Source organism: Kribbella albertanoniae (genome assembly GCF_004348455.1).
GTDB lineage: Bacteria > Actinomycetota > Actinomycetes > Propionibacteriales > Kribbellaceae > Kribbella > Kribbella albertanoniae.
In genome coordinates this window covers 1-21,329 of sequence record NZ_SMKA01000091.1, presented here as the reverse complement: position 1 = coordinate 21,329, position 21,329 = coordinate 1, and the positions used below count along the sequence as shown (strand labels likewise).

The window sequence follows — 21,329 nt, the reverse complement described above, 5'->3', positions numbered from 1 at the left end:
CGTCCGGCCGTGCGCTCACCCTTGATCCGTGGACTGGTGGGCTCTGTTGTCGTCGCCGCTACCAGTCTGGTGACCTCGGTGGTGCCTCCGTCGTCATGGGTAGCGACGTTCCCGGTCACCGGCGATCTGCGCACCACACTGGCCGGCCGAATGATCGCACTGGCGTTCATGGTGGCCGGACTCGGGCTGATGGCCTGGGCGTGGCTGGAGGTCGGCCGCAACGTCATGGCCGGCCAGAAACCGCGGCTCGTGCGGATGGCGACGTACTGGAGTCTGCCGCTGCTGCTGATCCCGCCGCTGTTCAGCCGGGACGCCTGGAGCTACGCGGCCCAGGGCGCGTTGGTTGCCGAGGGTTTCGACCCGTACGCCGTCGGTCCGGCCGCACTGTCCGGTCCCATCATCGAGGCGGTCGATCCACGGTGGATGGAGACGCCGGCGCCGTACGGGCCGATACCGCTCGCGTACGGCGGTCTGGTGTCGCACCTGACCATGGATCCGTACGTACTGATGCTGGCGCATCGTCTGCTGGCAGTGATCGGCATTGTGCTGATCGCCTGGACCGTGCCGCGGCTGGCGACCGCCTGCCGGGTCGATCCGGTGTTCGCAACCTGGCTGGTGGTCGCCAACCCGATGCTGCTCATGCATGGGATCGGCGCTGCCCACAACGACATCCTCATGCTCGGTCTGGCCTGTAGCGCCTTCGCACTAGCCCTCAACGGCCACTGGGGTACGGCGGCGGTCGTGGCCGGCATCTCTGCCGCCGTGAAGCTCCCTGGTGGGCTAGTGGTGATCGCCATTGCCGCAGTGATGAGTCCACTGGCCGGACGGCTCTCGCGGTTCGCCAGTCTCGCTATTGCGGGTGTGGTGTCAGTCCTGTCGCTGGTGACGGTCGGCGCGTTCACTGGCGTTGGTTCGGGCTGGCTGAATGCACTCGACGTACCAGGGCTGGTTCGATCGCCGTTCTCGATCGCCAACTTGGTCGGCGACGCGACCTCCGGCATCCTCGGTTGGCTAGGCCAGGACACTGCGGCAGAGCAATCGCTGCAGGTCATCAAGCTGGCCGGAATGCTCCTGGCGATCACACTGATCGCCGTACTGAGTCTGCGGTCGTCGATCCATCATGCGGCCCGTGCTGTCGGCATAGCGCTGCTGGCGATCGTCCTGCTCGGCCCGACAGCCCATGACTGGTACTTCCTGTGGTGTCTGCCGTTCCTGGCCGTCGCCCGGCCGGGGCGGCGTCTGGTGACCAGCATCGCCGCAGTCAGCCTGATCTTCACGATCGCTGCGCCACTGAACTCCTCACTGCGCGGTGCGACCATTCCGATCCTCACTACGACCGCACTGGTGATTGCGGTCGTCGCTCCACTGCTCAACCGGCTCCGCAAGCTCCACCCGGCACGGGTGGTCAGACGGACCGAAGTGCCGCAACCAGCTCCTCAGCCAACGGTCGGTGCGTAGACCGCGGCACGCGGGCCTCGATCACGTCCACACCGGCCACTGTGACCGCCAGTGCGGCCTGTAGGTCCGCAGCGGTCTCCACCAGCTGGTACGGCGTCCCGGTGGCAGCGCACAGTGCGCCCAGGTCGGTGTTGTGCGGCGTACCGAAGATGCGCTCGAAGTGCGACGCGTGGGTCGGATCACCCTGCTCAAGGGTGGAGAAGATCCCGCCACCGTTGTCGTTGACCACCACGATCCGCAGGTCCGGACGGGCCTCGTCCGGACCGATGATGAGCCCGTTCGAGTCGTGCAGGAAGGCGAGATCGCCGATCAGCGCGTACGTCGGTCCTGCGTTCGCGAGGGCGGCACCGATCGCGGTCGAGATGGTGCCGTCGATGCCGGCCAGACCGCGGTTGGCGATGGTCCGGATCGGGACGACCGGCGCCAGGTCGAGATCGCGGACCGCGTTGGAGGAGGCGACCACGAGCATGCCGTCGGCCCCGGCGGCGGCGCCGACGATCGCGGCGATCCCCGGCCCGGTCAGGCCGTCGGCGAGCAGTTTGTCGATCGCCGGGCGGGCGGTCTGGTCTGCGTGTTGCCAGCGTTCCAACCAGTTGGTTGCATCCGGTCCGGCGACCTCGAGGCCGGTGACTACCGCGGCGGCACGGCGGGCCGGGTCGGGCCACAGGCCGGTCGGCGCGACCACGATCACCTCGACGTCGGCGCGCGCCAGCAGCTTCGAGATCGGCCGGGACAGCGTGGGGTGCCCGAACACCAGCACCCGCTCGATTTCCGCGGCCAGATCACTTGCCTGTAGCAACAACCTGTATGCCGAGATGACAGCGGGCCCGGTCCTTGACCGGCTCGACGGTTCGGCGAACAGGGGCCAGCGACCGCCCTCCGCCACCAACCGCGCTGCCTGCGACGCACCATCGCCGGCCACGACCACGGTCTTCGGGCCGGGTGCCACAGTCGACGGCTGACCGGCTGCTGCGTGTATGGCGGTCCACGGCCCAGTACTGCGGCCGTCCAGCGGCTCGGGCCAGTCCTCGCCCCCAGTCGGCACCAGGGGCTCGGCCAGCGGGCAGTTGAGTTGCACCGGCCCCGGATCCGCCGACCGCGCGCCTGTGGCATTGGCTACTGCCCGGGCGACCTGTGAGCGCCAGTACGCGACTTGGCCGACCTCTCGGACCGGAGTGCCCATCTCATGGAACAGTCGCACCGCATTGCCGAACACCTTGAGCTGATCGGTCGTCTGGTTCGCTCCGGCACCGCGGAGTGCGGGCGGCCGGTCCGCGCTGAGCACGATCAACGGCAGTCCGCTGTGCGACGCTTCCAGGACAGCCGGGTGCAGGTTGGCGACCGCCGTACCGGATGTCGTCACCACTGGTACCGGTAAACCGGTGCCGCGGATCAGACCGATCGCCAGGAAGCCCGCCGTACGCTCATCGATCCGGACATGCAGCCGCAGCCGGCCGGTGCGGTCCGCCTCGGCCAAGGCGAGGGCCAGCGGGGCGCTGCGGGAGCCTGGGGCGACCACAGCCTCCCGGACTCCACAGCGGATCAGCTCGTCGACCACCACGGTCGCGAACGCAGTGGACGGGTTCATCGGGTACTCCTCTGTTGCACTCGGGTCAGGCGCTCTTCCCACACAGCAGTCCGCTCCGGGTCGGCCCGGTTGGCTTCGAGCTGGTCCGGCTGCACGCGCCTGACCGGCAGGAAGCCGTCCACCGGTAGCAGTGGCTCGCTGACCACTTCGCTGGTGAACATGGAGACAGTGGCGAGACCGCAGGCGTACGGGAGCTCCGGCAGGGCCGCTGCGAGGGCGACTCCGGCCGCTATGCCGACCGAGGTCTCCAGGGCGGACGAGACGACGACCGGGAGACCGATCTGTTCCGCGATCTCCAGGCAGGCGCGGACACCGCCGATCGGCTGCACCTTGAGCACGGCGATGTCGGCCGCGTCGAGTTTCTTGACCAGCAAGGGGTCCTCGGCCCGGCGGATCGACTCGTCCGCGGCCACCAGCACGTCGGTACGCCGCCGGACCGCGGCCAGGTCCTCGACCGAGGCACACGGCTGCTCGACGTACTCGAGATCGAAGCGCGACAACTCGGTCAAAGCATGGACAGCCTGATCGATCGACCAGAGGCCATTCGCGTCGATGCGCACTTGACCATGACCGATCGCATCCCGCACGGCTTCTACGCGCTCGAGATCGTCTTTGAGCGTTTGACCGGGTTCGGCAACCTTCACCTTGGCGGTACGGCAACCCGATGATCGAACGATCGCTGCGGCCTTCTCCGGAGTGACTGCGGGAACAGTGCAGTTGACCGGTACGACGTCGCGCAGTGGCGCCGGCCAACCGTCGTACGCGGCCTCATGTGCTGCACGCAGCCAGGGGACCGAGGTGGCGTCGTCGTAGTCCAGGAACGGACTCCACTCCGCCCAGCCGGCCGGGCCCTCGAACAGCATGCCCTCGCGGACGGTGATGCCGCGGAACTTGTTCTTCAGGCCGATCGAGTAGGTGATCACAGCAGGGCCTGCCGATCTACCTTGCCGGAGGCAAGCATCGGGAGTGCGTCCAGGTGCTGCACTTCGCGCGGAGCCCACGTCCGGGGCAGCACCTCGGCGACATGGTCCCGCAGCTCATCCAGGCTCGGTTCACCGACGACATACGCGACCACTCGGGTCCCCCACTCCGCATCGGGCACTCCGAGAACCACAGCGTCCTTCACATCCGGATGCTCGAGCAGCCGGGCCTGCACGGTCGGCAGGGTGACGTTGACTCCCCCGGAAATCACCACGTCGTCGATGCGGCCGATGACTCGCAACTGACCGTCAACGAGCTCACCCCGGTCCTGCGTCCGGAACCAGCCGTCCCGCAGCACCTCTGCGGTCAGCTCCGGCTGCAGGCGGTAGCCGGAGAACAGCGTGCTGCCCTTGATCAGGATGCGGCCGTCATCGAGGTCTACGGACGTCCCAGTGAGCGGTACGCCGTCGTACACGCACCCGCTGCCAGTCTCGGTCATTCCGTACGCCGGGATCGCAGTCACGCCCGCCTCGGCCGCCCGGGTCTTCAGAGCGGACGGAGTGGCCGCGCCACCGATGATGATGGCGTCGAACGCGCGCAGCGCATCCAGGTCGGTGCCGAGGTAGCGGGCCAGCTGGGTCGGCACCATCGCCGTGTAGCGACGGGAGCCAGTCATGGCTGCAGTGGACTCAGTGAAGCTGCCACCGAGCAGGACTGGCGTCTGACCGGCCAGCACGGACCTGGTGAGGATCTGCAGCCCACCGACGAAGTACGGCTTCATCGGGAGCAGCCACTGCCCCGGTCCGCCGAGCCGTTCGTGCGTGGCCTCGGCTGACGCGACCAGCGCGTCCCGGGACAGCAGGACGCCCTTTGGCTCACCGGATGACCCCGAAGTGGTCAGCACGACAGCGCAGTCGTCCTCCAACGGCCGGTCCGGCGCCGCAGCACGCCGTACCCGCTCCGCAGCCGCCAAATCCGCCGGTACTGGGGCAAACGGCGGGCCGCTGCCATCCAGTACGCCGGTCAGCGCGCGGAGCACGGCGTCCGGCGTACCGGGGACCAGATGGAGGGTAGACATGTCAGTCCGAGCGTACGGCTGAAAGAATCTCTGTCCATGGCCACCCCTGCGCAGTGGATCGAAGGCGCGCGCCCCCGCACACTCCCCGCCGCCGTCGCTCCCGTCCTGGTCGGAACCGGAGCCGCGGCGTACCTGGACGCCTTCGTCTGGTGGAAGGCGCTGCTGGCCCTGGGCGTCGCCCTGGCCCTGCAGATCGGGGTCAACTACGCCAACGACTACAGCGACGGCATCCGGGGTACGGACGAGGTCCGGGTCGGCCCGCTGCGGCTGGTCGGCTCCAAGGTCGCCACGCCGGGACAGGTGAAGACCGCAGCGTTCACCTGCTTCGGTGTCGGCGCCGTACTCGGCATTGTGCTGTGCGCCACCTCCAGCTGGTGGATGCTGGTCGCCGGTGCAGCCTCACTGGTCGGTGCGTGGTTCTACACCGGCGGCAAGCGTCCCTACGGGTACCGCGCACTCGGCGAGGTCAGCGTCTTCCTGTTCTTCGGACTGGTCGCCGTACTGGGCACGACCTTCGTGCAGGCCGAGAAACTGAGCTGGGTCGCGGTGGCGGGTGCTGTGTCGGTCGGCTCGATCGCCTGCGCACTCCTGGTCGCCAACAACCTCCGCGACATCCCCACCGACACGGTGACCGGCAAGCGCACCCTGGCCGTCGTACTGGGCGCTGAGCGCTCCCGGAAGCTGTACGCCGGACTGGTGGGGCTGGCATTCGTCCTGGCGATCGCCTCGGCTTTCGCTACCCCCTGGGCACTGCTCGCCTTCATCGCCGTACCGCTTGCCATCAAGGCGATCCGCATCGTGCTGAGCGACGCCGTGGGCCCGGCCCTGATCCCCGTACTGCAAGGCACCGGCCTCACCGAGCTGGTCTACGCAGTCGGACTCACGGTCGGCCTGTTCATCGCCTCGTAGTCCGGCAGCACCAAGGCGTTGTGCACCTGCGTGCGCTCGTCGCGGTGGACCGTCTGACCACGGAGTGCCGCGTTGCGGGCGTCCAGCAGCTCCTGCGTCGTCGGAGCCAGACCCGACTGCCCCTCCTGGACCAGTGCCTGGTTCTGCTCGACGAATCCCCGCACCCGCTGTTCATACGCGGCAAAGCCCTCAGTGTGGTCCGCGTGCGTGGCCAACTCCCCCGCGAGCACGTAGGCGCCGACCAGAGCGACACTCGACCCCTGGCCTGACATGAACGACGTCGCATAGGCCGCATCACCGACCAGAGCGACCCGTCCGCTGGACCAGCCCGGCATGTGGATCTGGCTGACCACATCGAAGAACAGGTCATCGGCGTTCCGCATCGCCTCCACCAGCCGCGGCAGATGCCACGCCTGCTCCGGGAACCGGTCGGCCACCAGCTCCCGCTGCGCCTGCGGATTCCGGAAGGCGTCGTACGGCGGCTCCTCCAGGCGGAAGGTCAGGAACCCGTACGTCGGCTCGTCGGGCTCGTGGGCGTAGAGGACGGCGCACCGGCCCGGGGCGTTCCAGATCACGCCTTCGTGGCACAGACCGAAGTCGTTCGGCAGGGTGAAGCCGGCGAAGACGTAACCGATGTAGCGGTGGTAGTCCGCCTCCGGACCGAAGACCAGAGCACGCGTGTTCGAGTGCAGCCCGTCGGCCCCGATCACCAGATCGAACGACCGCTCCGCGCCACTGGCGAAGACCACGTCCACCCGGTCACCACGGTCGTCGAGCCGCGCGATCGAGTCGCCGAAACGGAAGTCGACGCGATCGCGGATCGAACCGTAGAGCGCGTCCGCCAGGTCTCCCCGCCGTACCTCGAGATCGAGTCCCTCCTCCCCACCGGTCATCGCCTCCGGCCGGATCGACGCGATCGGTGCACCGTCGGGCTCGACGAACGAGAGCCGGCGGGTGTCGATATGCGCCTTCCGCAGCACCGGCAGAAGACCCATCCGGTCGACGACGTCCCGCGCCGTACCGCGAATGTCGACTCCGTAGCCGCCGCCCCGGAGCGCGCCGGACCTCTCCACCACGGTCACGTCGAAGCCGTAGCGGTCCAGCCAGTAGGCGAGCGTCGGACCGGCGATGCTGGCGCCGGAGATCAGCACACTGCGCGTCATGATGCGTCCTCCGAGAAAGATAGGTACTTTAGGTATCGTTCTCCTGGAGCATATACATACCTAAGTTAGGTAATCAATGAGCAGTGACGACTTCGCGGACGTCCTCCCCCGGATCGCCCAGCTGAGTACGGCCATGAACCGCGGCCGCGTGGCCCAGCAAGCCATGGACGCGACCGGCCTCTCCCTGGACCGCCCCGGCCTGACGATCCTCGTCACCCTCGCCACCGCCGGCACCCCGCTGCGCATCGGCGAGATCGCCGACCGCATGCAGGTCGTCGGCCCGCACGTCACCCGCCAGGTCCAGGCCCTGGAACAACGTGACCTCGTCCAGCGCGTCGCCGACCCCAACGACAAACGCGTCAGCCTCATCGAGCTGACCCCCACCGGCGCCGAGGCCGCCCAGCGCTACATGACAACGGTCCTCGGCTGGTTCCGCGACGCAGTCGACGACTGGCCCGCCCAGGACCGAGCCGACCTAGGCCGCCTCCTCACCAAACTGGCCGACGACGTAACCACCAAACTCACCGAACTGTGAGCAACTACTGGGGTTCTGTCCATTCGCCGGTGGTGGCGAAGGTGTCGAGGGTGGCTAGGTACGGCGTGATGTCGATGCCGCTGGTGCGGAGCCAGGCTTCGTCGTAGTAGGTGTTGCCGTAGCGTTCGCCGCTGTCGCAGAGGAGGGTGACGATGCTGCCTCGGGTGCCGGTACGGCGCATTTCGGCGGCCAGGCGGAGTGAGCCCCAGAGGTTGGTTCCGGTGGAGCCGCCGACGAGGCGGCCGGTGACCCGGGAGCAGAACTGCATGGCGGCGATGGAGGCGGCGTCGGGGATGGCGATCATCCGGTCGACGACGCCGAGGACGAAGGAGGGTTCGACGCGGGGGCGGCCGATACCTTCGATGCGGGAGGGGCGGCCGGTGGCGAAGTCGCCGTCGCCGGATTCGAAGGCGGGGAAGAAGGCCGAGTTCTCCGGGTCGACGACGGCGACCGAGGTGTCGTGGCGCTGGTAGCGGACGTAGCGGCCGATGGTGGCCGATGTACCGCCGGTGCCGGCGCCGACGACGATCCAGGCCGGGACCGGGTGCTGTTCCAGCGAGAGCTGTTCGAAGATCGACTCGGCGATGTTGTTGTTGCCGCGCCAGTCGGTGGCGCGTTCGGCGTACGTGAACTGGTCCATGTAGTGGCCGCCGGTCTCCTCGGCCAGGCGCTTGGCCTCGCCGTAGATCTGGCCGGAGCGCTCGACGAAGTGGCAGCGGCCGCCGTAGAACTCGATCAGCTCGATCTTCTCGGGGCTGGTCGAGGCCGGCATCACCGCCACGAACGGCAGCCCGAGCAGACGGGCGAAGTACGCCTCGCTGACCGCGGTCGACCCGCTGGACGCCTCGATCACCGGCGTCCCCTCGGTGATCCACCCGTTGCACAGTGCGTACAGGAACAGCGACCGCGCCAGCCGGTGCTTGAGCGACCCGGTCGGGTGCACGGACTCGTCCTTCAGATACAGGTCCACACCAGTAACCGCAGGCATCGGGAACACGTGCAGATGCGTGTCCGCACTCCGGTTCGCATCCGCCTCGACGATCCGAATCGCCTCCGACACCCAGGCGCGCGCCTTGTCGTCCCGACGGTCCACCTCACGACACACCCCGCTGTCACTCATGCGCAGCAGGCTAGGTGCTCCGTCGAGATTTAGGTATTCCGAGCGCGCCTGGGAGCCGAAGCGACGTACTTCAGCAGTCGCGCGCCCGGGTGTAGCCGGCCGGGCCTGGGTAGGCGACCCAGGTGCTGGTGCCGAACAGGGCGGCCACGACGACGCCGTCCTTGATCTGCTCGTAGTGCAGGTGGGGTCCGGTGACATTGCCGGTGTCGCCGACGCGGCCGATCTGGGCATCGACGGCTACCTGGGCGCCGACGCCGTACGCGCGGCTCTGCAGGTGGGCGTAGAGCGTGCGCCAACCGTCGCCATGGCCGATCTCGATGTAGTTGCCGTATCCGCCGGCGTCGTACGCCGAGCGCGTCACGGTGCCCGCAGCGCTGGCCTTGACCGGCTTGCCCAGGTCGTCGTGACCGGAGCCCCAGTTGAAGTCGACGGAGTAGTACGACGGACTGTGGCCGGAGCGGCTTGCCCCGGACCAGGTCTCGCCGCAGCGGAACGGGACTCGGAGCAGCGGACGCGCAGTCGGCGCCATGTCTACCTGAGCCCGGACAGCAGCAGCTTCAGCAGCCGGTACGGCGGCCCGCTGGGCCATGTAGCTGTTCGGGGCGGGTGCGGTGTCGTGGGCGGCGCCGGCGGGGAGTGCCGGGGCGACTGTCAGAGCGGCCAGGGCGACTGCCGCGCTGAGGGCAGGGCGGATCATGTGGTCCTCCAGGGGCGGTTGGAGAGTTTGTCCTCACCATGGTGCGGGTTGGAGATTGCAGGAACGAGCAATCCGGCCAAAGTCGGTCAGACCCCCGGAGCGAGCTACCTTGGGACGCACACGCCGACCTGTGGGGGAACGATGACCAACAACGACGACCGGCCGACCAGGACCAGGGTCACGCTGACGGACATCAGTTCGCGCGCGTGGGAACACCCGGCCGACCGAGGCGCTCTGGTGGCGCTTCGGCAGCTCAAGGGCTTCGACTTCGTGCTGCGGAAGATCTCCGGGCTGATCGACGAGCGCGCGGTGCGGCTGCAGTTCCTCGGATCGGCGATCCGGGTCGACGAGCGCCAGTTCCCGCGGGTGCACCGGCTCTACACCGAGGCGGGCAGCACTCTCGACGTACGGCAGCTGCCGGAGCTGTACATCACCAACAGCCCGATCTGGAACGCGTTCACGATCGGCCTGGACAAGCCGATCATCGTCGTCAACAGCGCCCTGCTGCAGGGGCTCGACGAGGAGGAGCTGCGGTTCATCCTCGGTCACGAGCTCGGCCACGCGCAGAGCGGACACGCGCTGTACCAGTCGCTGCTGTTCTGGCTGATGCGCCTGACCGGTGCGATGAACTGGATGCCGATCGGCGCACTGGGGATCCGCGCGATCATCGCCGCGCTGCACGAGTGGTCCCGCAAGGCCGAGCTGTCCGGCGACCGGGCCGGCCTCCTCGCCGTACAGGACCCGGCTGTTGCGCTCCGCGTGCAGATGAAGCTGGCCAGCGGCGGTCAGCTCGCTGAGCTCGACACCACCGCCTTCCTCGCGCAGGGCACGGAGTACGAGAGCTCCGGCGATCTGCGGGACAGCGTGCTGAAGCTGCTACTCCTGGAGGCGCAGTCGCACCCGCTGGCCGTCATCCGCGCGCACGAGCTGCGCCGCTGGGTCGACGAGGGCGAGTACACGACGATCGTCTCCGGCGACTACCCCAAGCGTCAGGACGACGACGGCGCCTCGATGTCGCAAGAAGCGAAGAACGCCGCCAAGTCCTACAGCGACGCCTTCGCCCGCTCACAAGACCCGCTCGCCAAGGTCCTCCGCGACCTGGGCGACGGCCTCGGTGGCGTCCGCGACTGGGTCTCCGACAAACTCCGCCCACCCCGCTGACCCGACCCCATCTCGTAGGTTGCCCCACGAGATGGGTTCTGCACCCTCCTGCGGGAGGCGGGTCCGCTCGGATCCAGCCGGGCCCCACGGCGCATTTGAGGGGCTATCCGTTCAAGTGGACCCTTCTCTGCTCAAATATTGAGGGGAGAACCAGCACGTTGAGCGGAGATCCCCTCATTTTCCGCACAGCAACCACCCCGCCGAACCGTGCTCAACGTCGGACGGCCGGCCTTGGGGGGGAATCCATCAGATGGCGGTCGGAAATTCGGTGTCGGCCGTGGGGCTGGTGGGCGATCCTGGGCGCATGATGGAACTTCAGGAGCTGACTTCCGATGACTGGAAGGTCTGGCGGGACTTGCGGCTGGCCGCGCTGGCCGAGGCGCCGTACGCGTTCGGCTCGACGCTGGCGGACTGGGTGGACGCGCCGGAGGAGAGGTGGCGGGCCCGGCTCGAGGCTCCCGGCGTGCAGGCTGCCGTCGTATTGATCGACGGTACGCCGATCGGTATGGGCGGCGGCGCTCCCGCCGAGGCGGAAGGCGTCTTCGAGTTGGTGTCGATGTGGGTCGCCCCGGCCGGCCGGGGCAAGGGCGTCGGCGACCTGTTGATGGCGTGGCTGGAGCGGATCGCGCGTGCACAAGGTGCGCACACGCTGGAGCTGGCGGTTGCTGAAGGCAACGATAAGGCGATCGGTCTGTACGAACGCAGTGGGTACGTCGTGACTGGGGCCGAGGAAGAGGGCAACGACGGCCGGATCTTGAAGCTCCACATCATGCACAAGAGCCTGTAGAACCAAGAGAAAGGCCCGCTTCCCCCCTCCCGGGAAGCGGGCCTTTCAGTTTGCGGGGCGATCAGCCGATGTGCACCGGCGCCTTGCCGTCGCCGGCGAGGTCCTTGTGCTTGACCGACAGGCCGATCAGGGTAATGATCGCCGATCCGAGGGCCAGGAAGGTCGACCAGAGGAACGCCCGGGTGAATCCGTGCGTGGTCGCCACAGCGGTGAACTGGTTCTTCAGCTGCTCGAGCTGCTCCGGCGACTGACCGGCCTCGGCCGCCTTCTGCAGCTCTGGGGCCAGCGACGTGAACTTGTCCTTGATCGCGTTGGTGGAGACCGTGCCGAGCAGCGCCAGGCCGATCGCACCACCGATCTGCTGGACCGTGTTCAGTACGGCGGAGCCCACGCCCGAGTCCTCGTCGGCGACCCCGCTGACCGCGGTCAGTGTGAGCGGCACGAAGATCAGGCCCATCCCGAAGGACAGCAGCAGGATGAACGGCAGCAGGTCGGTCACGTACGTCGAGTCGACCGCGAGCCGGCTGAAGCCGAACATGCCGGCCGCGACGAACAGTCCACCGGCACCGGAGATCCAGCGCGGGTCCATCCGGGCGATCAGCGTCGAGGCGACCTGCGCCGCGACCACGATGCCGACGCTGAAGGGCAGGAAGGCGAGACCGGTGACGATCGCGCTGTAGCCCATGATCATCTGCACGAAGATGCCCAGGAAGTAGAACATCGAGAACATCGCCGCACCGACGATCAGCATCACGAAGAAGCTGACCCCACGGGTCCGGTTCGCGAGGATCCGGAACGGCATCAGTGCGTGCCGCGAGCGGGCCTCGATCAGCAGGAACACCCCAATCAGCGCCACGCCACCGATGATGAAGGCCAGCGTCAGGGCGTCACCCCAGCCCTCGGAGCCGGCGCGGGTCAGGCCGTAGACCAGCGCGGTCAGACCGACCGTGCCGGTGATCGCACCCGGCAGATCGAACTTGCCCTTCTGGCGCGCCGACTCCCCCAGGTAGCGGAAGGCCAGTACGGCGACGATCAGGCCGATCGGCGTGTTGATGAAGAAGGTCCAGCGCCACGACAGCTCGGTCAGCGCGCCACCCAGGATCAGGCCGACGGCCGCACCGGCCCCGGACATCGCGGCGTACACGCCCATCGCCCGGTTGCGTTCTTTACCGGCCGGGAAGGTGGTGGTGATGAGTGCCAGTGCGTTCGGTGAGGCGGCAGCAGCCGCGACACCCTGCAGGATCCGGCTGGCGAGCAGCACGCTCTCGCTCTGCGCGATACCGCCGATGAACGATGCCACCCCGAACAGGACGACACCGAAGATGAACACCTTGCGGCGGCCGAGGATGTCACCCATCCGGCCACCGAGCAGCAGCAGTCCACCGAAGGCCAGCGCGTACGCGTTGACCACCCAGGTCAGCGTGGCGTCGGTGAAGCCCAGCGCATCCTTGATGTGCGGCAGGGCGATGTTGACGACGGTGCCGTCCAGCACCACCATCAACTGGGCCATGCTGATCAGCGCCAGCGCGATCCCCAGATTGCGGTGTCCGTGCTCGGGCACGGAGTCGACCGGGCGATCGCCCTTGACGACGTCTTCGGACATGAAAGATTTCCCCTCTTGCGCAGTGCCTCACGGATGCGCCGACCAGCCCCTCGCCGGTCAGCTTGCCTGCGACCCCCGCGCCGCAGGCAGGATGATGTGGTCGATCACTCGGAGGATCAGTTCCTCGGTCGGCTGCTGGCCGAGGATGTAGGCCTGGTGCACGATCACGGCCGGCAGCGTCACCGAGAGCATCTCGATGTCGGCGTCCGGCCCGATCTCGCCGCGGGCGACCGCCCGGGCGTACATCCCGACGCTGATCTCCTGCCGCGGCTTCAGGAATCGCTCCTGGAATGCCTTCTGCAGGTCCGCGTCGCGGTGCAGCGCCGTCACCAGCCCGGCGATCACCGACATCGGCAGCTCGTCGGTGAACCCACCATCGCCGCACGACATCGCGATCAGGTCGCCGCGCAGGCTGCCGGTGTCGACATCCTCCGGCAGCGGGCAGCCCTTGGCCCGGCTGATCGCTTCCACGACCAGATCGGCCTTGGTCGACCAGCGCCGGTACAGCGTCGCCTTGCTGGCCTTCGCCATCGCCGCGACCGCGTCCATGGTCAGCCGGTCGTAGCCCAGCTCGGCCAGTACCGTGACGGTCGCCTCGAGGATCTCCTCCTCGCGACCACCTTCGACCCGGGGCCGGTGCCGTGCAGTTTCGATCATCATCACCCTGAGTAAGCGTCCGATTGCAGATAGAACGAAACTGTTTCGTTCCATCCATCACGTTACGCCTCATGTGAATGAATGCACAAAGGATTTTCCCCAGAAACTTCAGGTGACCTGGGTCACTCTCCGTACCAGCAGGACAGCTGGTACGACGAAAAACCCCGCGCCGGCCGAGTGGCCGGAGCGGGGTTGTGAGCGCGGGAAGGTCAGTCGTCCTCGGCGGTCCGGGCCTGGTCGATGCGCTGCGACATCTTGCCCGCACGGTGCTCGATCTTCCCGGCCAGCCGGTCCCGGGCCGCCCGCAGGACGAAGATCGACAGGATCGAAGAGATGATCAGCGCCACCAGCAACAAGGGAAAGACACTCAACTGATTGCGCAGCGGGAAGTACAGCACCGCGAAGCAGAGCGCGAACAGCCCGGCCCGCAGACCGGTGTAGATGGCGAATTCCTTCATCTCACACCCCGGCGTACGAGTGCAGACCGGACACCAGCAGGTTCACACCGACGAAGTTGAAGATGAAGACGAACCAGCCGATGATCGCGATCGTGGCGGCCCGGCGACCACGCCAGCCGGCCGTGGCCCGCGCGTGCAGGTAGGCGGCGTACACGACCCAGGTGACCAGCGACCAGACCTCCTTGGGGTCCCAGCCCCAGTACCGGCCCCAGGCGTACTCGGCCCAGATCGGCCCCGCGACCAGTACGCCGAACGTCCAGAGCGGGAAGGCGAACGCGAGCACCTTGTACGCCGTACCGTCCATCGCCTCGGCACTCGGGAGCCGGCTCAGCGCGGTCGACATCGAACCGCCGGCCAGCACCTTGCGCTCGGCCCGGGCCTTGATCAGGTAGAGCACGGAGACCAGGCCGCCGACAGTGAACGCGCCACCGGAGATCGCGGCCGCGGAGACGTGGATGACCAGCCAGTACGAGTGCAGCGCCGGAACCAGCGGACCGGCCGGCGTGTAGAGCGCGAGCGTCGCAAGTCCCAGTACGGCGGCCACTACCAGCGTGACCCCGAGTCCCAGCCACTGCAGCCGGTACCGCTGAACGAAGGCGAGGTACACGATCGCGACCGCCAGGGACGCGGTGATCGAGAACTCGTACATGTTGCCCCACGGCACGCGACCCGCCGCCAGCCCACGCGTCACCACACCACCGAGGTGCAGGACGAAGGCCAGGCAGGTCAGCAGCACGCCGATGCGGCTGGCCGCAGCCATCCGCACGGACGGCGAGGAGTGGTCGACCGGACCGGCCGCAGCCGTCGCCGTACCGCTCGAGACCGGCTGACCGTCGGAAGCGACCAGAACCTGTTCCTTGGCGTCCACCTTCACGACCGCGCGGCCCATCGCCCATTCCGACGCATGCGAGACCATCGCGATCGCGTAGATCACAGTCGCCGTCGGGATCAGCAGGTTGGAGACTTGCGCGTAGGTCTCCGGCGTCATGGTTTCTCCTGCGGGTTGAGAGCTTTGGTGATGGCCTGCAGTTCGTCGCCGAGGCCACGTTCCGGACCCCGGTCCAGGCCGGCGACCTCGACCACGGTACGCCCGTCCTCGGTCCGGACCCGCACCCAGGTACGCCGCGGGTGGATGAACAGCGAGCCCATCAGCCCGAGGATCATCAGCACCACACCGCCGAGCGCGAGACCGGTCCCGGGGGTGTGGCTGACCTGCAGCTTCACCCAGCGGCTGTATCCGTCGAAGGTGATGGAGCCGGCCTTGTCGGGAAGCGCCAGGCTCTCACCGGGCTTGAGCTGGAAGCGCAGCTTGTCGCCGTCCTTCTCGAACTGGGTCAGCTTGGTCTTGTCCAACTGGTACACCGATTCCGGCTTCCCGGTCTCCGGCTGCGGACGGCCGTAGTAGGCAGTCATCACCAGTGCCGGATTCAGGTCGTCGGGGAACATCGAGCGTGGACCGAGATCGTCGATGATCGCGGTCGGCAGGAAGTAGCCTTCGAAGCCCAGCGTCACGGGCCGCGCGTCCGGAGCCTTGATCACACCGAACGACGAGAAGTTGCCGTCCTGCGGCAGGAACGGCGCCGGTCCGGAGAACGCAACCTGTCCGCTGCCGTCCTTGACCGTCACCTTCGGCGCGTAGCCGTGGCCGAGCAGGTAGACGCTGCTGCCATCGAGCTTCAGCGGGTGGTTGACCCGTAGGTCGTACGACTTCTCCGGCCCGTCCGGCGTCTCCTGGTAGCTGACATCGGCGTTGAACTCGCGCGCAGCGCCCTTCTGCGGACCGCTCTCCTGGAACTTCGCCTCGAAGTCCTTGACGGTCAGCGCGAACGGCGGCAGGTCGTTCTCGGTGTCGAACGCGGCCCCCGACGTGAAGTCGTCGTACTGGGCCAGTGAGTTGGCGAAACCGTTGCCCACGACAACCAACACGGTGCCGCGGTAACCGAACAGCGAACCCCAGGCGACGCCGATCAGCGCAAGAATCAGGGAGAAGTGGAAGAGCAGGTTGCCGGCCTCGCGGAGGTAACCACGCTCGGCGCCGATCGCGCCGTCGTACGACTCGACCCGGAAGCGGCGGCGGCGCAGCTCTTTGCGAGCGGCAGCCAGTACGGCGTCGGGGTCGGCGTCGACGGTGAAGGTCTCGAAGCCGGCCAGGCGGTTCAGGTTGCGTGGCGGCTTCGGTGGGCGGGAGCGGACGGCCTTCAGGTAGACGCCGAGGCGCGGCACGACGCAGCCGATCAGGGAGATGAACAGCAGCAGGTAGATCGCCGAGAACCAGGCCGACTTGTAGACGTCGAAGAGACCGAGCTTGTCGTAGAACGGCCCGAGCTTCGGGTGCATCTCGAGGAAGTCGGCGACCTTGATCGGGTCGACCCCGGTCTGCGGGATCAGCGAGCCCGGTACGGCGCCGAGCGCGAGCAGGAACAGCAGCACCAGCGCGGTCTTCATCGAGGTGAGCTGCCGCCAGGTCCAGCGCAGCCAGCCCTTCACACCCAGTGCTGGCAGGTCCGGCCGCCCGTCCGGGCTCGAGCCGGCCGCGATCCGATCCTCGACCTCGGTCATCTCACACCGCCGACCCGAAGTTGGCCACCCATTGCCGCAGGTCCGCGGTCATCACATCCCACACTCCTGTCAGCAACAGCACGCCGACGCTGATCATCAGCACGCCGCCGATCCGGATCACCAGCACCTGGTGTTTGCGCACCCACGCGACCGCGCCGAGCATCCGCCGGAACGCCAGCGCAGCAACGATGAACGGGATCCCGAGCCCGAGGCTGAACACCCCGGCCAGCAACGCCCCGCGCCCGACACTGCCCTCGGTCGTCGCGAGCGTCATCACCGTCCCGAGGGTCGGCCCGATACAGGGCGTCCAGCCGAAGCCGAACAGCACGCCGAGCAACGGCGCGGCCGCGATCCCCACCGCGGGGACGCGATGCACCCGCAGATCCTTCTGCAGGAACCCGAACCCACCGAGAAAAACCAGCCCCAGTACGACGGTCACTCCGCCGAGCACCTTGGTGATCACGCTCTGGTGCTCGAGCAGCAGGTCACCGGCCTTGCCGAACACCACCCCGGTCAGGATGAACACGGCCGAGAACCCGGCCACGAAGAGCGCCGTACCGGCGAGCATCCGGCCGCGCTGATTCGAACCCAGCTCGGCCGCGGACAACCCGGTCACGTAGGACAGGTAGCCGGGGAGCAGCGGCACGACGCACGGCGAGAAGAACGAGATCGTACCGGCCAGCACCGCGATCGGCAGTGCCACCAGCATCGACCCCGTCATGGCGTCGGCGAACCACTGACCCATCAGCTCAACCAGCGTCCTTGACCATGCCGAGCAACGTGTCCTTGGTGATCGGCGCGATCGCGCGGGCCGCGACCTTGCCTTCCTTGTCGATCACGAGCGTGGTCGGGATCGCGTTCGGCGAGATCTGGCCGCGGAACCGCAGCAGCGCCTTGCCGGACGGGTCGTAGACGCTCGGGTACGGAACCTTGAACTCCTGCTGGAACCGCTTCGCCGGAGCCGGGTCGAGGTCGCGGGTGTTCAGTCCGATGAACTGCACCGACGTACCGAGCTCCTCCGCGGCCTTCACGAAGTCCGGGGCCTCCTGGCGGCACGGTGGGCACCACGAGCCCCAGACGTTCAGGACGACGACCTTGCCGAGCTGGTCGGACAGCGTCCACTTCTTGCCGTCCAGGGTGTCGCCGCTCAGCACCGGGGCCGGTTTGCGGTCGGCCTTGGCGAAGACCGACACGTTGCCGGTGCCACTGACGAAACCGGACTGACCATCCCGGTTCTGCGCCGACTGCTGACCGGTGGTGCACCCGGTGATCAGCAGGACGCCAGCTGCGAGAAACGCCGTACGACGGAACTTCATCACGCGCCGCCCACGAACTTCTTGGGGTTCTTCACCGGCAGCAGGTCCTTGGCCGGTTCGGAGTAGCCGACCGAGACGATCGACTCACCGTGGAAGGTGAACGAGGTGACGCTGGCCAGGCTGCACTGCCGCTTGCGCGGGTCGTGCCACAGCCTGCGGCCCTCGATCGCGGACCGGACGATCCAGATCGGCAGTTGGTGCGACACGATCAGCGCCTCGTGCCCGGCGGCCTTCTGCCGGGCGGTCTCGATCGCGTCCCGCATCCGGCGGACGATCTGCTGGTACGGCTCACCCCAGGACGGCTTCACCGGGTTGCGCAGCAGCCACCAGGCGCTCGGGTTCTTCAGGGCGCCGTCGCCGACACCGAACTTCTTGCCCTCGAACAGGTTGGCCGCCTCGATCACCCGCTCGTCGATGTCCGGGGTGATCCCGAACACCGAGGCGATCGGCTCCATCGTCTCCTGGGCCCGCTCCAGCGGCGAGCTGACCAGGTGCACGATGTCGCGGTTCTTGACGTGCTCGGCCACCCGGTCGGCCATCGCGCGGCCGAGATCGGACAGGTGGAAGTCGGGGATCCGGCCGTAGAGCACGCCGGTCGGGTTGTGCACCTCGCCATGACGCATCACGTGCACGACCGTCGTTTCGGTCACTTGGTGTGCCCTCTCAACTCTGTACGGCGGCCGCCGCGGCAGCCGCGGGTGCCAAGGCGGACTCGATCTCGGCGAGCCCGTCGTCATCGATCGCGCTGCTGACGAACCAGGCCTCGAACGCGCTCGGCGGCAGGTAGACCCCGCCGTCCAGCATTGCATGGAAGAACGCGCCGAACCTCGGCAGTACCTGAGCACCGGCGTCACCGAAGTTCTTGATGACGGCATTCTCCTCAGACTCCACGAAGAAGACGCTGAAGAGGTTCCCGGCTGCCTGAATGACGTGCGGCACACCTTCCTTGTCCAGAGCGGTGCTCACCAGGCTCTGGATGGTCAGTGCGGTTCGGTCGAGCTTCGCGTAGACCTCGTCGGTTGCCAGCCGCAACGTGGTCAGGCCGGCGGTGGTGGCGATCGGGTTCCCGGACAGCGTTCCGGCCTGGTAGACCGAGCCCTCCGGGGCCAGGTGCGCCATCACGTCGGCCCGGCCGCCGAACGCCGCGGCCGGGAAGCCGCCGCCCATCACCTTGCCGAACGTCATCAGATCGGGCCGAACGCCGTCGACGCCGTACCAGCCTGACTTGGTGATCCGGAAGCCGGTCATCACCTCGTCGGAGATGAACAGTGCGCCGTTGTCCGTGCAGGTCTTGGCGAGGAACGCGTTGAAGTTGTCCCGCGGCGGAACCACACCCATGTTGCCGGGCGAGGCCTCCGTGATCACGGCCGCGATCTGATCGCCGTACTCGGCGAAGGCGGCAGTGACGGCGGCCTGGTCGTTGTACGGCAGCACGATCGTGTCGGCGGTGGTCGCTTCCGTGACTCCCGGCGTACCGGGGATGCCGAGCGTGATCACGCCGGAGCCGGCCTGGGCCAGCAGCGCGTCGACGTGACCGTGGTAGCAACCGGCGAACTTCACGATCTTCGCGCGGCCGGTGAATCCGCGGGCCAGCCGGAGCGCGGACATCGTCGCCTCGGTCCCGGACGACACCAGCCGCACCTTGTCGACCGGCGTACGAGCAACGATCTCCTCGCCGAGCAGCACTTCCGGCTCAGTAGGAGTCCCGTACGACGTCCCGCGGGCGACCGCGGCCTGGACGGCGGCCGTCACCTCGGGGTGCGCGTGGCCGAGCAGCATGGGGCCCCAGGAGCAGACGAGGTCGAGGTACCGGTTCCCGTCGACGTCGGTGATGTGACTTCCGTCACCGCTGGTCATGAAGCGCGGCACGCCGCCAACGGCGCGGAACGCGCGGACGGGAGAGTTGACGCCACCGGGCGTGACAGCGGAGGCCCTGTCGAAAAGCGCGGCGGAGTGTTCTGTGTGGTCGGGCACGGCGGCCATTCTCCCCGACAGACCAGTGCACTCGGTGGGCGGGCGGCAGGATTGCCGCTCCCAGGGGGTTCACAGGGGCATTGTTACGGGCCAGTATGGGTACCCGGTGACTGCACGTACATGGGCGAGGTCCGGCGCGTAACCCACGCAGCGGGGCGGACGTTGTACCTGTTGCGACAGATACCGGCACCGACACGGTTTTTACCGTGGACAAGACACAGGACGTGTTCGCAGCGTGGGGCTGAACAGGTCGATGAGTCACGGAGGGGATCATCGATGGCGAAGGGCAAGCGCCGCGCCACGGGAAACGGGTGGCGGTCCGTTGCGCCGCTCATTCCGCTGGCGTTGTTCGCGAGCGCGTTCACCGTCAGCGCGACCGACGATCCGGCGGTCGCCACGGCGTCGCTGGACCAAGGACTGTCAGGTAAGGACTCGGTCGTTGTACCGAACACACCGATCGCCGAGCCGGCCAACGTGCCAGTGCCGGGCGTGGTGGGTCACGGTGTCGAGCCAGGTGAGCCGGCCAACCAGGTGGTGTCCGGCTTGTCCCGTAACGGCATTCCGAAGGCGGCACTGAAGGCGTACTCGCGGACCCAGCAGTTGCTGGGGCAGGCCGATCCGACCTGCCATCTGCCGTGGACGCTGGTCGCCGCGATCGGTCGCGTCGAGTCGAACCACGGCCGCTTCGGCGGCAGCATGCTGAACAGCAAGGGCGTCGCCGTACCAGGGATCTTCGGGCCCCGGCTCGACGGCACGAAGACGGCCAAGATCAACGACTCCGACGCCGGTGCGTTCGACGGCGACACCGCCTTCGACCGCGCGGTCGGGCCGATGCAGTTCATCCCCGGCACCTGGCGTTCGATGGGTGTCGACGGTGACGGCGACGGCGTGCGGAACCCGCAGGACATCGACGACGCGGCGATGTCGGCCGGCGTCTACCTGTGCTCCGGGTCGACCGACATGGCCAACGCCAGCGACCTGACCAAGGCCCTGCTGCGCTACAACCACTCCACCGACTACGCCAACCTGGTGATGAACATCGCCAAGGCCTACGCGACGGGCAGCTGGATCGCGGTCGGCAACGGCACCGAGGACGGCAACCAGGGCGTCGACCGGGCCGGCGACCAGATCGACAACCCGGACATCGACGCCCCCGCGGACGACAACCTCCCGCAGGCGAACGACCAGCAGACCTACCCGCCGTCGACCCCGACGACCGGCCCGGTCGAGCAACCTGGCGAGCCCGGCACGAACCCCACCAAGAAGCCGCCGAGCACCACGAAGCCGCCCACCGAACCGACGCCCAGCAAGCCCCCCACCACCCAGCCGACGGAGCCGGGCACCC

General features: G+C 67.9%; 21 protein-coding genes. 6 read left to right on the top strand and 15 right to left on the bottom strand.

What is annotated here, in order from left to right; genetic code table 11:
* The first annotated feature begins 9 nt into the window (after positions 1–9).
* Entirely contained in the window at positions 10–1,458 is a 1,449-nt protein-coding gene (gene mptB / locus E1261_RS20365; RefSeq protein WP_165952574.1) for a polyprenol phosphomannose-dependent alpha 1,6 mannosyltransferase MptB, read from the top strand.
* Here mptB and menD read toward each other — a convergent pair.
* From menD to menE, 3 genes are read right to left on the bottom strand one after another with little or no spacing between them, the layout of a single operon-like run.
* Positions 1,406–3,046, bottom strand: coding sequence for a 2-succinyl-5-enolpyruvyl-6-hydroxy-3-cyclohexene-1-carboxylic-acid synthase (gene menD, locus E1261_RS20360; RefSeq protein ID WP_132408727.1), 1,641 nt, complete (start codon positions 3,044–3,046; stop codon positions 1,406–1,408). The two genes, mptB and menD, sit on opposite strands and share 53 nt — an antisense overlap.
* Positions 3,043–3,969 (bottom strand): o-succinylbenzoate synthase, encoded by a 927-nt coding sequence (locus E1261_RS20355; protein WP_132408725.1) that lies wholly within the window; start codon positions 3,967–3,969, stop codon positions 3,043–3,045. Before E1261_RS20355 ends, menD begins: the two co-directional genes overlap by 4 nt.
* Positions 3,966–5,045 (bottom strand): o-succinylbenzoate--CoA ligase, encoded by a 1,080-nt coding sequence (gene menE, locus E1261_RS20350; protein WP_132408723.1) that lies wholly within the window; start codon positions 5,043–5,045, stop codon positions 3,966–3,968. The genes E1261_RS20355 and menE overlap by 4 nt, the downstream gene beginning before the upstream one ends.
* 36 nt (positions 5,046–5,081) lie before the next feature.
* Here menE and E1261_RS20345 point away from each other — a divergent pair, with 36 nt between their 5' ends.
* Positions 5,082–5,954, top strand: coding sequence for a 1,4-dihydroxy-2-naphthoate polyprenyltransferase (locus E1261_RS20345; RefSeq protein WP_132408721.1), 873 nt, complete (start codon positions 5,082–5,084; stop codon positions 5,952–5,954).
* Here the strand turns inward: E1261_RS20345 and E1261_RS20340 are convergent.
* A complete protein-coding gene (locus tag E1261_RS20340) occupies positions 5,912–7,117 on the bottom strand; it encodes an FAD-dependent monooxygenase (protein ID WP_132408719.1) in 1,206 nt (401 codons plus the stop codon). The two genes, E1261_RS20345 and E1261_RS20340, sit on opposite strands and share 43 nt — an antisense overlap.
* Before the next feature lie 76 nt (positions 7,118–7,193).
* Between E1261_RS20340 and E1261_RS20335 the strand changes: the two genes are divergently transcribed.
* Positions 7,194–7,652: a MarR family winged helix-turn-helix transcriptional regulator gene (locus E1261_RS20335; RefSeq protein ID WP_132408717.1), complete on the top strand. Its 459-nt coding sequence runs from the start codon at positions 7,194–7,196 to the stop codon at positions 7,650–7,652.
* Between the two features lie 4 nt (positions 7,653–7,656).
* Here E1261_RS20335 and cds1 read toward each other — a convergent pair whose 3' ends face one another.
* Entirely contained in the window at positions 7,657–8,772 is a 1,116-nt protein-coding gene (gene cds1 / locus E1261_RS20330) for an L-cysteine desulfhydrase Cds1 (protein ID WP_132408715.1), read from the bottom strand.
* A 70-nt stretch (positions 8,773–8,842) separates the two neighbouring features.
* Positions 8,843–9,469: a M23 family metallopeptidase gene (locus E1261_RS20325; RefSeq protein ID WP_132408713.1), complete on the bottom strand. Its 627-nt coding sequence runs from the start codon at positions 9,467–9,469 to the stop codon at positions 8,843–8,845.
* 141 nt (positions 9,470–9,610) lie between these two features.
* Between E1261_RS20325 and E1261_RS20320 the strand changes: the two genes are divergently transcribed.
* Together E1261_RS20320 and E1261_RS20315 are read left to right on the top strand one after the other, a co-directional pair.
* Entirely contained in the window at positions 9,611–10,630 is a 1,020-nt protein-coding gene (locus E1261_RS20320) for a M48 family metallopeptidase (protein ID WP_132408711.1), read from the top strand.
* Between the two features lie 304 nt (positions 10,631–10,934).
* Positions 10,935–11,417, top strand: a complete 483-nt coding sequence (locus E1261_RS20315; protein WP_132408709.1) for a GNAT family N-acetyltransferase — start codon at positions 10,935–10,937, stop codon at positions 11,415–11,417.
* Positions 11,418–11,478: 61 nt separating this feature from the next.
* Here the strand turns inward: E1261_RS20315 and E1261_RS20310 are convergent, their stop codons facing one another.
* The 9 genes from E1261_RS20310 to hemL all read right to left on the bottom strand — a co-directional run bounded on the left by E1261_RS20310 (position 11,479) and on the right by hemL (position 19,993).
* Entirely contained in the window at positions 11,479–13,020 is a 1,542-nt protein-coding gene (locus tag E1261_RS20310) for an MFS transporter (protein WP_132408707.1), read from the bottom strand.
* A gap of 57 nt (positions 13,021–13,077) precedes the next feature.
* Positions 13,078–13,680: a TetR/AcrR family transcriptional regulator gene (locus E1261_RS20305; RefSeq protein ID WP_132408705.1), complete on the bottom strand. Its 603-nt coding sequence runs from the start codon at positions 13,678–13,680 to the stop codon at positions 13,078–13,080.
* A 206-nt stretch (positions 13,681–13,886) separates the two neighbouring features.
* Positions 13,887–14,135, bottom strand: a complete 249-nt coding sequence (locus tag E1261_RS20300) for a DUF4229 domain-containing protein (RefSeq protein ID WP_132408703.1) — start codon at positions 14,133–14,135, stop codon at positions 13,887–13,889.
* A 1-nt stretch (position 14,136) separates the two neighbouring features.
* The gene (ccsB, locus tag E1261_RS20295; RefSeq protein ID WP_132408701.1) at positions 14,137–15,123 is read right to left on the bottom strand and encodes a c-type cytochrome biogenesis protein CcsB; all 987 of its coding nucleotides are present in this window, start codon (positions 15,121–15,123) and stop codon (positions 14,137–14,139) included.
* Positions 15,120–16,694, bottom strand: coding sequence for a cytochrome c biogenesis protein ResB (gene resB / locus E1261_RS20290; protein WP_132408699.1), 1,575 nt, complete (start codon positions 16,692–16,694; stop codon positions 15,120–15,122). The genes ccsB and resB overlap by 4 nt, the downstream gene beginning before the upstream one ends.
* 1 nt (position 16,695) lies before the next feature.
* A complete protein-coding gene (locus E1261_RS20285; protein WP_132408697.1) occupies positions 16,696–17,439 on the bottom strand; it encodes a cytochrome c biogenesis CcdA family protein in 744 nt (247 codons plus the stop codon).
* Between the two features lie 4 nt (positions 17,440–17,443).
* Positions 17,444–18,010, bottom strand: coding sequence for a TlpA family protein disulfide reductase (locus tag E1261_RS20280; protein ID WP_132408737.1), 567 nt, complete (start codon positions 18,008–18,010; stop codon positions 17,444–17,446).
* Complete coding sequence (locus E1261_RS20275) at positions 18,010–18,633, bottom strand: histidine phosphatase family protein (protein ID WP_238176328.1); 624 nt, start codon at positions 18,631–18,633, stop codon at positions 18,010–18,012. The genes E1261_RS20280 and E1261_RS20275 overlap by 1 nt, the downstream gene beginning before the upstream one ends.
* A gap of 40 nt (positions 18,634–18,673) precedes the next feature.
* A complete protein-coding gene (hemL, locus tag E1261_RS20270) occupies positions 18,674–19,993 on the bottom strand; it encodes a glutamate-1-semialdehyde 2,1-aminomutase (RefSeq protein WP_132408693.1) in 1,320 nt (439 codons plus the stop codon).
* Positions 19,994–20,260: 267 nt separating this feature from the next.
* Here hemL and E1261_RS20265 point away from each other — a divergent pair.
* A partial coding sequence (locus E1261_RS20265) for a lytic transglycosylase domain-containing protein (protein ID WP_132408691.1) occupies positions 20,261–21,329 on the top strand: 1,069 nt, incomplete at its 3' end.